Source organism: Bacterioplanoides sp., from assembly GCF_965226395.1.
GTDB lineage: Bacteria > Pseudomonadota > Gammaproteobacteria > Pseudomonadales > Oceanobacteraceae > Bacterioplanoides.
In genome coordinates this window covers 1,279,151-1,289,704 of record NZ_OZ245358.1, presented here as the reverse complement: position 1 = coordinate 1,289,704, position 10,554 = coordinate 1,279,151, and the positions used below count along the sequence as shown (strand labels likewise).

The window sequence follows — 10,554 nt, the reverse complement described above, 5'->3', positions numbered from 1 at the left end:
TATGGCGCTGCCCAGAGTCGGCATTCTGGCAGACGACCGGCTTCAGCAACACCTCCTCAAAGGCGCGTTAGTGAACTTTGGCTTTGAGGTGGTGGTAAACACAGATCCACAGCGTATGGAGCTGGTGAATTTTGAAGCCATTGAGCTGGATGCCTGGGTGATTGATTTACGCGACGATGACGATCGGCATTTGCACTGGCTGGATCGCTTGTTGGACGGTGATGTTCCGGTGTTGATGGGGTTCACCCGTGCTCCTAATAAAAACTGTGCGACATTTCCGAAATGGGAAAAGCGTTTGTACAGTAAATTAAAGGAGCTGGTGCAGGTTACGCCTTTGGTGACAGAAGATGCTGCGGTTCTTGGGCAGTTATCTTTTACACCGGGTAATCACAAAATCTCTTTGCCCGCCGTTTTCCAGCAACAGAACTTCAGCCATCGGCCTGCGAAACAAGTCTGGGTGCTGGGTGCCTCTTTGGGTGGCCCGGCTGCCGTAAAGCAGTTTCTGGATGCCTTGCCAGCCGGTTTACCTATCGCCTTTGTTTATGCCCAGCACATTGATCCGAGATTTGAAGAAACGCTGGCCAATACTCTGGGACGCCATGCGGGCTATACGTTTAAGAAATTTGAGGATGGCCGGGCGCTATGTTGCGGTGAAGTTCTTGTGGCTCCGATTGAAAAGGAATTCAGCTTTCGTCATGGCGCTTTATATTGCCATGGAACAGACTGGCCGGGTCCTTATGGGCCTTCTATCGATCAGGTAATTCTGAATGTGGACGCCGGTTTTGGCTGTCATGCTGGATATATTCTATTCAGTGGCATGGGGAATGATGGCTCTGATGCCATTACCCGCTTACCACACGATCAGCATAAAATATGGGCTCAGGATCCAGCCAGTTGTGCCAATTCATCCATGCCAGAGAGTGCGTTAGAGACAAATCGCGTGCACTATAGTGGCACACCTCAGCAATTGGCGCTGAATCTGGTCAATCATCTAAAAAACACATGGGTAAATCATAATGAGTCAATCACTGACTAAGACGAATGCACCGGATCAGATTGACTGCCTGCTGATCCCGCTGAAAGATAAAAACCTGATATTGCCAAATGTTGCGGTTGCTGAAATTGTCCCTTTTTCACACCTTCTGACCACGGCTTCTAATGTAGATTGGATGTTGGGGCGTATTGACTGGCGTGGGGTGCCGATCCCGGTGGTGTGTTATGAAATGTTATGCAATCAGGGAGCTCCGGCTCCGAACCCGAATGCACGTTTCGCCATCATTAATGGTGTGGGTGATCATGCCCAAATGCCATTCTATGCCATGTTGGTTCAGGGGATTCCGCGTTTGATGCACATTAATGAAAGTGATATACAAAAGGTTGACGCACTGAATGTTGGCGCTTTTGATCAATCTGCCGTATCCATTGGTCAGGAAGCAGCTGTAATTCCGAATCTCGATTTAGTAGAACAAGAACTTATAAAACAACTATAACGAGGCCGCCATGTCGAAATGGTTAACCGCATTACTTATTTCTCTGTGCTGTTTTAGCAACGTCCAAGCCAGTGAAGACGTAAAAAACCTGTTGCAACTGGAGGCTCATGCTTATCAGCTAACCTCCGATATCAGTATTCTTGCCCTGCAACAAGGCGGTGATCGTTACCATCAGCGCCTCAATCAGACGATTGCTTCAGGAGACGCAACCGCAGACAAGCTTAGTCAACGCTGGCCTCAGGTCAGCAGTCAGTGGCAGCAGTCGGTTCGCTTTACCAATGATCAGCGCCAATCAGCTGCCGACAACTCGGATGTGAATCTGACAAATGGACTGGAGGCCGTGCAGCAACTTTTATATCAGGCCATTCATACCGCTAAAAGTGAACTCTCAGTTGAGGAAATCAGTTCAGAAAATTATGCCACCTACGAAGCATTGGTATTGCTTGAGAAAATGGTGGCTGAGTATATGTTCTTCAACCTGAATGTTTTTGGTGGGATGGCTGCGGTGAACACTCAGATGGCTGAGAATGCGGCTTCGTTCCGGGATGCAGTGTCCCGAATGACTGCTGCTGAAGGTATAAAACAACAGGTTTTGCGCAAATGGAACTTTATAGAAAAGACCTTATTGAACTATAATAATCAATCAGCCACTTTTATTGTGATGAAAACGACAGATAAGATTCGGGAGATGTTGATTTCCTGATTGATGAACTGATATGAGAGTAGAAATATAAAATGGAGGATGTATTTTTCTCTATATGTGTCCCAACTTACAATAGATCGCATTTAGTTAAAAATGTATATGAGTCGGTGAGTCAGCAGAAGTATCAGAAATGGAAGCTCTATTTCTGCAATGATTGCAGCACCGATGATACACAACAAAAACTAGAGTCACTTTCAGAGTCTGATGAGCGAGTTAGCTACTTAAGCCAAGCTGAAAATGGTGGCGTTAACAAAGCCCGTAATAGAATTATCTCCCATATTCAAAAAGAAGCCCCCAGCTCTTATATTGTTTTTATAGATGATGATGATGTCTTGGCAGAAGGGGCTCTTTCAACGGCAGCTGAAATTATAAAAAACACCCCCGGATATTTTTGGTATGGACTTAATTGTATCAATAAAGATGGCAGTAAGTTCACTAGGTCAAAAAAATATGGGGAGATTACTTACTTGAATGATTATATGTTTGGCAAAATCCTTAGAGGTGATCCAACAAATATTATTAAAGCTGATGCCATTGGTGATTTGCGGTTTACTGAAGAGTTTAAAAACGCGGAAGAATGGTTTTTATGGTGTAACCTTTCTTTAAAATTCCCTATGTATCTGGTTGATCAACCAGGTTCAATTAAGGAGTTTTTATCAGATGGATTAACGTCTAATGGATTTAACAGATGCCGTATTGTTGATGTGGCAAAATATAAAATAAAAGTTCTTGAGCCAATTGTGGGTCGAAAAGCTATGTTGCATCAATATGTTACAATTGCCAAATATCTGATCAAAAAACGAGACTTTGATCAAGCGACTGATTATCTAAAGAAAACTTTTTTTTGCTCCCCTTTGTATCTACGTCAATATAAACATTGGTTGAATCTTGCCTCTAAAAAATAGAGGCAACTCTCCTAGACTTCCATCCCTTAATTATATTTTTTCTTTATCTTTCAATTGTTTATCACTAATGAGTATTAGTGTGACTACTAAGCAATAATATCTTAAAGAATAAACATGGAGGAATGGAACGCTGGTAATACTTGTTAAACTGTAGATTCCGACAAACGAAAATGCCATCATTTTCAAACTTTTATTTTGGATGATCATTATTGGGATTATCATCATCAGTATTAATGATATAAACCCAATAGGTCCTCTACTCATCCATGATTGTAGATAATCATTATGGACATGCTTGAAATTCCCAATTTTATATGAAATATTTCCTCCTTTAATCTCTTGCTGGAATGAATCAATAAGTTTCATATTGCCATTTATCGCAAAGGGAGAGTCTGATATTTTGGTTAGCGCACCACGCCACATTTCCAGTCGATCTCCTTGAGAACCAGAAACAGTAGTTCTTCCCGGTGAAAAATAATTTTCTACTTGTTGATAGGCGTCTATTAGCTGGACTCTTGTATGTTTATGGCTATATGCGCTGATAAGAATGATGCTTATCAATATCAAAATGGTAAGGAATGATCTTGGCGTTTTAACTTGAGTAAATGAAATTAGAGTCAACATGGCGATGGTTGCAAGTATTGCACCCTTAGCATTACTCGCTAGCAAGGCAAGTATTCCCAATACTAAGGCTATTGCGGGTAATATAAAGTATCTTTTACTTTCTCTATTTGCCATCAATAAAGTGGTTGATATTAGAATAATCGTAGCGGCAAGTGCAGTCCCATAGATCAGAAGCAGGTTGGTTCCCAAGGTAATACGCCCTGAGAAGTTACTTTCATACCAGGGTGATACAATCATTGTAAAAGTAAGAATCAAGCTGATCGATAATGTAAGAATGAGTTCTCTAATAGAAATGGGGGATGAAATAGTAGCTGCATAATAAATAATGGTGAGTGGAACTGCTATGCGAATGATATTGATGGCATAGGCTATGTCCATATCCGATTTTTTTAATGTATAAGCAACTAAGAAACTGATGCAGTAAAATGCGATAGTTGCTAGAAATACTAAAAACTCTTTCTGCCCCTGATCTTGTCTTTTATGATTTAATATCAGATATGGAAGTAGTATTAATAGGGAGGCTTCAAAGAAAACTTTGGCGACATGATAGAAAGGTATATATAAAGCCACAGTTGTCAGAATATATATTTTTATAACGTTTTTTTTGATTGGGTGTTTCATTTTATTTGAAGATGACTTTGAAAATATATCTGTAATACTTTGCGCTAAGAAACTTATATTTCAATATGCTTATAAGAAGTTTTTTAGCATCACTGTAATTGTGATTTTTTATTAACTCTCTTGCTAATAGTACTTGTTGGTCGGATAGTTTTTTTGGTGATACCAATCTCTTTAGTATTTCAACTTTGTATGAAAATACTTTTAACTTTTCCTGAGAGTTAACTTTGTTTTGGGTTAGCCCACCTTCTAAATATTCTATTATTTTTACATTCTTATTTATAATTTGGATCTGGCAGTGCTCTGCTATCTGACAGTAATAGGCCCACTCTTGTCCATTCTTAAAGTTTTCAGGAAACCGAACCTTATGAGCTACATCAGTCTTGATGAAATGATTAAGATCACCTTTTATATTTTTACCAAACATATAGTCATCTATATAAGACAGGGTTCCATACTTTTTGATCTTGGAGGCGACTTTAGAATCTGGAAAGCAACAATTGGCAGCAAGCCAAGGGATATTTGATTCTCTCAGATAATGATCAGCCCATGATAGGGCATCTGGAAGTAAATAATCATCATCATCAACAAAAACGATATATCCTGTTTTTTTCAAGGTTTCAATGTAATCCAGTGCACAATTCCGCATCTGGTTACACCCTTTATTTGACTCTGATGTTATTACAATATGGCGCTCATCTTGGCCGGCAATTGCAAATGCCGCATCCATTGGGTCAGTCGAGCAATCATCGACAATAACCTGTATCCAGTTGCTATAGTCCTGATTGCGTAGAGCTTTTATATTTCTTATCAGGAGGTCAGGCCTGTTGTAACTAGGCGTGATAATGTAAAACAACGTTTCTGTCATAAGGTATCTTCACTGCCAATGTTCTTTGATCCATGGGGCTTCTTTCCACATATCCCATGGACCATTCATAACATCGATTGGGTCAGGTTTTCCATGGAAAATAACAATCTTTGCTCCCTCGGGAATTTCGGCATAACCAGTGGGAGGTTGTAAAATACCTTTTTGTCGAAGAATTGAGCCAACTCTGCCATAAGATTTTTCAGCTCTGGCATTACATTGTTTTTTATAAGATACAACCCACTCTTTGGGCCAGGTGTTCATATGCTGTGGCGCCGCTTCCTCTATCCAGTCCTGGTCACCGTGAAGTCGTTGTACAATGTTATCCTGGTCATTCCGGAAGTTATTCCAGACATTTGTCATAGAACCTATTTCCAGACGGAATACGGAGCTGTTATAACCTGCTTTCAGGTCTTTTATAATACGGAATGAGCCCGGTTTATAAGTGAATAACTGATCAATGTTGTCGACAATAACAACGTCAAGGTCAAGAAAAATGGTTGTTCCTTGTATATCGAATAACTCATCTTTAAATAAAATTAACTTATTCCACCAACCCGTCAAGCCCAGATCAGGGAGCTCCCTGAACTTAATGTCAGGGTGTAACCCTTCTGGGGTATCTGATATGCAGTAAAAGTTAATTGGAAGAGTCGTGTTGCGGCTGACCATATTAAACAGACGATTAGCAAAATCTGCTGGGTATTTAGTGCCCCACTTCAGGCATACAACATTGTACATGTCTGTTAAATCCACAAATACGATAGATTGTTATGGTATCAGATGTTGTTAAGAGGACGAACATCAATTGCATGCAGTATCTGAATAAGTTGCTGGTTATCGTCGCTCAGGTAATATACCGGCATATCTTCCCGCAGCCAGCGTGTTATCAGCATAGTCGACGACATATCGCCGATAATCGCGGTGCGCTCTGGTAACACTGTCAGCAGTGCTTCTAATACCGCAGCAGAGGGGATGATCTGCACTCCCGATTCTCTGAGGTTCAGCAGGTCTTCACCGCTATTGCGCGGATGATATTTAGCTGCAATTCTCAGATGTTTGCTTTGTAGCTCAGTAATCAGATCTTTGATCTGATGCTCGTACTCTGCATTGGCTGCAAAAATTGATTCATGTGGCAAGGTCAGTACAACATTCAGCTCTTTAACTGATTCGGAATCAAGCTTACATTGCTGCAGAATACGGGTAGAGAGCTCGATTAATTCACGACTCTGAAATTGTTCACTGTTCAGGTGATTAACAACTTTGCTTTGTAGCAGAGGGTGGATGAGTTCTGGAAAAGCGACATGGACTTCGCTGATCCATTCTGACCCGCCAATGGTTGGTGGATTTTTCCACCAGAGACCGTAGGTTAGTTTCTTAATGGCATTATCGATGTATTTGTCGGACAGCTGGGATGAAGCTTTACGCCCAGTGTAAGTAAATACACCTTCGTCCATATAGTGCCCAATGCAGTTGATGCCCTGCTTCTGGCATTGTGCCATGCTGTATTGGAATTCTATTCTGCGGTCATTACCAACAAACATATGACCTGGCTGCAGCTCTTGTATCAATCTTTGCAGCTTTTGAAAGGTCTCCCGACGGGCCTTTAGCTTCTCGGCGTGCTTTTTATAACGACCGAAATATTGTCGGGTCGTGATAAAGGGAGAGCTTTGCCAGTTGTTATAGGCTTCCATAACCGGAAAGCCACTGCTTTCAGGCTGATCAATAATCACAAGGTGAGCATTTTCATCTTTGCGCTGTAACGCAATGGTGCTCGCAACGTACAGGTGTAAAACTGTAGATACAAAATAAATACTGTTAGCTGACACGTGTTACCTGCTTTTGTTCTGCCATCAGGCGCTGTACTTTACGATGAAAGCTGGCCCAGGATTTATCGTTAGCGCGTTTAACCAGGTGTTTAAAGCGAATAGTCCATGGGTAGATCCCCGGGTTACTGACACCATCGATAATCATCAGCTCAAAACCGGAGCCTGTTTTCTGGTAAACAATGTTGGATGGGCTGATATCACGCACACAAATCCGGTTGTGGACCAGATAATCACTTAATTGCTGAATGGGTTGTTTGATTTCCTGATCCGAAATTTCGCCATTTTTTAATAACTCAGTCAGTGTTTTTGAAACATCACCACTGTCATCAGCAATCAGATCAAATAAGTAGCCAGTACCCACATTGGTTTCAACGGTACCGCGATAGCATGAAAGGTGACGTGCATCACTTCCGGTTTTGTACAAATAACTGAAATAGCGGGCTTCGCGAACAGATTGTTTGTTGTCTCGTATAGATATCTTAATACACAAGCTGGGATTGCTGGGATGTTGATAGCATATCCGATCTCTTCCTTTACCAATTACCAACTTATCTGTGAGAATAATTTCTGCCATTTTCATGCCATTTGAGCTGTTTAATGCTTGATAAAAGTTATCCCCTGAATGATTTACATACAGGGGATGGGATCAAGCTTTAAATATAAGGGCTTCATCACAAACTAAAAAATCAACCCTGTCATCTCCAAGAGCACACAATGCTTCTTCTGGAGTATTGATGATAGGCTCTTCATGTGCATTGAAGCTTGTATTTACCAAACATGGCATGCCTGTCATTTCTTTAAAGTTTGACAGAATGTCATAGTAGAGGGGAGTTGCTTCTTTGAAGACAGTTTGGGGTCTTGCTGTTCCATCAACATGAACAACCGCAGGTATTGCTTCTCTATATTTTTCTCTGACATTAGCCGTTACGGTCATAAATTTACAGGCTTCTAATGTCCTGCCGTCTACTTCAAAGACTTCACTTGCGTCTTCGTGTAAAACAAAAGGTGCGAACGGCATAAACTCAGTTCTTTCAAGTCTCGCATTCAGTGAGTCATTAATATCTCGTTGCTCTGGGCTGGCGATAATACTTCTGGCTCCAAGTGCTCTTGGCCCCATTTCCATTGCACCATGGAAAATGGCACCAGCTTTACCTTTTGCTATGAGAGTAGCGGCAGCCTTGGCAACATTGGAGGGCTTATCTATAGAGAAGCCGCCTTGTTCTGCAGCCACAACCAGGTCACCGGCAGAATAGTCAAACCCGTAGTAAGCATTATTTAGTCTGCCTCGTTTTAGGTTTTCTAACCCTTCTTTGCGTATTAAAAAATCGACACACTGTCCAACCGGGAGACCTTCATCCCCCATTGCGGGAAATACAAAAATCTCTTCAACACCTTCAATTTCAGAAACATACTGGTTAAGTTTTACATTAGAGAATACTCCGCCACTAAGACCAACATATTTAGATCCAGTAATTGAAACTAATTGCTTGACCCACTTGGTGATGACCTCTTCGGTGGCGAGCTGAATCGAAGCAGCTTTGTCTTCCATGCTCAATGAGCCAAACTCGTCATCAAGGAAATTGCGCATCCCCTTTGAACCATCTAAAGAAGAGGTAATGCTACCATCTTCATTTATCTGAAACTGATCTATAAGCATTTGGGCTTTTGATGGTTTACCAAAGGCAGCCAACCCCGTTATTTTTCCTTCATGCCGCAGTGGTTTGAAACCACACATTTGAGTTACATGTGAATATGCATAACCTACAGATGCTCCCAAGTTTTGTGGAGAAGTCAGGACTGTGGCGTCACCGCCAACCAGGGTATTCAGGGTCTTTCCATCATAATAATAGGCGGAGTACTGAGCACCATCTCCACCACCATCACAAGATAAAAATAGAGCTGAATCTTGCCAGTCAGTGTACTTGAATGCTCCCAATATGTGAGCCAAGTGGTGATTGGAGAAAATAATCTCAGCGTCATTCTTCAATCCCATTTTTTGTCTTAGCAAAGGAAAGTTTACTAACTTACTTGCATCCAGCTCTTTGTGAGAGCTCATTTCTTTTACAACCCAGCGCTTTTTTTGAGTGCCTCTGAGTTTTTGAGACAATTGTTTCGAAAATTTTTGAGGTTTCAAGTAGCAAGAGTCAGGGATCAGAATTCGCGACATGCATACAACATCAACATCACTTCGAGTGATATTACCAATTTTTAAAACTTCATCGATAGAAAGAAGATCAAATTTATTGCCGTCGCATTTGATTCTGGTTACGCGTTCTTCTTTGCAAAATGCGATCAGGTCTTGCCCTTTATACAGGCATGCAGCTGCATCATGGCCTGTATGAATCCCTAAAATGTACATGATTAACCTCGAGACTATTGATATGACGCTCTGTTTTCAGTGTTTGCACGTTGTGCTAAACAGGATGCAAAGATACAAATGAGCATTGCTAATGCATTCAATATAATTCTGTTACAGGATGGAGAGGGGAACACATAAGTGTATAAGACAGGATTAATGTATCGTTAATATGCCAGCCCCGATCCGGGCCGAGATTCTAGCATATTAACGATGTTAAAGGCGCTAAGTCAGATCAGATTTTTCCACACATCGAGGCTGGCTTTTGCCTGATTCATGCTATAGAAGTGCAGGCTTGGGGCACCACCTTCTAACAGGCGTTTGCACATATCGGTAACCACTTCTTCACCAAACTTTTTGATGCTGTCGCTATCGTCACCGTAGGCTTCCAGCTGTTTGCGGATCCAGCGTGGGATTTCAGCGCCGCAGGACTCGCTGAATCGAGCTAATTTACTGTAATTGGTAATTGGCATAATACCCGGAATAATCGGGATATCGACGCCCATCGCCTGCACACGATCAACAAAGTAGAAATAGCTGTCTGCGTTAAAGAAGTACTGGGTAATGGCACTGTCAGCGCCAGCTTTTACTTTGCGCACAAAGTTCTGCACGTCAGCTTCAAAACTGGTCGCCTGAGGGTGCATCTCTGGGTATGCCGCCACTTCCAGAGTGTAGTGATCGCCGGTTTCTTCGCGGATAAATTCCACCAGATCATTGGCGTAACGCAGTTCGGTACCATCAAAGCCTGCGCCTGAAGGCAGGTCACCACGCAGAGCAACAATGCGGTTGATACCGAGGTCCTGATATTCTTTCAGGATCTCGCGGATTTCCGCTTTGCTACTGCCAATACAGGCCAGGTGAGGCGCTGCGGCAATACCACGTTCATGAATGGCTTTCACAATAGCGTAGGTGCGGTCGCGGGTTGAACCGCCAGCACCATAGGTGACGGAGAAAAACTCCGGGTTATACGCTGCCAGTTCATCACGAACATTCAGCAGCTTTTCCGTACCTTCTTCCGTTTTGGTTGGGAAGAATTCAAAACTCAGGGTAGTCATTTTTGCCCCCAATGAGCATCCTGCGGAGCAGGTGATGAATGTATGTCGGCGTGCAGCGCAGGGAGCGCTGCCCGAGCTTACAGGGATGGTATTTACAGCGTCCGACATATTC

General features: G+C 42.2%; 11 protein-coding genes. 4 read left to right on the top strand and 7 right to left on the bottom strand.

Annotation, left to right across the window (positions count from 1 at the left end; all coding sequences use genetic code 11):
• Position 1: 1 nt before the first annotated feature.
• From ACO05E_RS05925 to ACO05E_RS05910, 4 genes are read left to right on the top strand one after another with little or no spacing between them, the layout of a single operon-like run.
• Positions 2-1,036, top strand: coding sequence for a chemotaxis protein CheB (locus tag ACO05E_RS05925; RefSeq protein WP_419812065.1), 1,035 nt, complete (start codon positions 2-4; stop codon positions 1,034-1,036).
• Positions 1,017-1,490 carry a chemotaxis protein CheW gene (locus ACO05E_RS05920; RefSeq protein ID WP_419812064.1) on the top strand — a complete coding sequence of 158 codons (474 nt, stop codon included), beginning with the start codon at positions 1,017-1,019 and terminating at the stop codon, positions 1,488-1,490. Before ACO05E_RS05925 ends, ACO05E_RS05920 begins: the two co-directional genes overlap by 20 nt.
• A gap of 10 nt (positions 1,491-1,500) precedes the next feature.
• Entirely contained in the window at positions 1,501-2,193 is a 693-nt protein-coding gene (locus ACO05E_RS05915) for a hypothetical protein (RefSeq protein ID WP_419812063.1), read from the top strand.
• 32 nt (positions 2,194-2,225) lie between these two features.
• A complete protein-coding gene (locus ACO05E_RS05910; RefSeq protein ID WP_419812062.1) occupies positions 2,226-3,098 on the top strand; it encodes a glycosyltransferase family 2 protein in 873 nt (290 codons plus the stop codon).
• A gap of 30 nt (positions 3,099-3,128) precedes the next feature.
• On the opposite strand, the gene ACO05E_RS05905 is transcribed toward ACO05E_RS05910, so the two are convergent.
• From ACO05E_RS05905 to metF, 7 genes are all read right to left on the bottom strand, one after another.
• Positions 3,129-4,343, bottom strand: a complete 1,215-nt coding sequence (locus tag ACO05E_RS05905; RefSeq protein WP_419812061.1) for an O-antigen ligase family protein — start codon at positions 4,341-4,343, stop codon at positions 3,129-3,131.
• Between the two features lies 1 nt (position 4,344).
• Positions 4,345-5,208 (bottom strand): glycosyltransferase family 2 protein, encoded by an 864-nt coding sequence (locus tag ACO05E_RS05900; RefSeq protein WP_419812060.1) that lies wholly within the window; start codon positions 5,206-5,208, stop codon positions 4,345-4,347.
• Positions 5,209-5,217: 9 nt separating this feature from the next.
• Positions 5,218-5,943 carry a hypothetical protein gene (locus tag ACO05E_RS05895; RefSeq protein ID WP_419812059.1) on the bottom strand — a complete coding sequence of 242 codons (726 nt, stop codon included), beginning with the start codon at positions 5,941-5,943 and terminating at the stop codon, positions 5,218-5,220.
• Between the two features lie 38 nt (positions 5,944-5,981).
• The gene (locus ACO05E_RS05890) at positions 5,982-7,031 is read right to left on the bottom strand and encodes a polysialyltransferase family glycosyltransferase (RefSeq protein WP_419812058.1); all 1,050 of its coding nucleotides are present in this window, start codon (positions 7,029-7,031) and stop codon (positions 5,982-5,984) included.
• Positions 7,021-7,605: a YrbL family protein gene (locus ACO05E_RS05885; RefSeq protein WP_419812057.1), complete on the bottom strand. Its 585-nt coding sequence runs from the start codon at positions 7,603-7,605 to the stop codon at positions 7,021-7,023. The genes ACO05E_RS05890 and ACO05E_RS05885 overlap by 11 nt, the downstream gene beginning before the upstream one ends.
• Before the next feature lie 72 nt (positions 7,606-7,677).
• Positions 7,678-9,390 (bottom strand): carbamoyltransferase C-terminal domain-containing protein, encoded by a 1,713-nt coding sequence (locus ACO05E_RS05880; RefSeq protein WP_419812056.1) that lies wholly within the window; start codon positions 9,388-9,390, stop codon positions 7,678-7,680.
• A gap of 227 nt (positions 9,391-9,617) precedes the next feature.
• Positions 9,618-10,442 carry a methylenetetrahydrofolate reductase [NAD(P)H] gene (gene metF / locus ACO05E_RS05875; RefSeq protein ID WP_419812055.1) on the bottom strand — a complete coding sequence of 275 codons (825 nt, stop codon included), beginning with the start codon at positions 10,440-10,442 and terminating at the stop codon, positions 9,618-9,620.
• Positions 10,443-10,554: the final 112 nt, after the last annotated feature.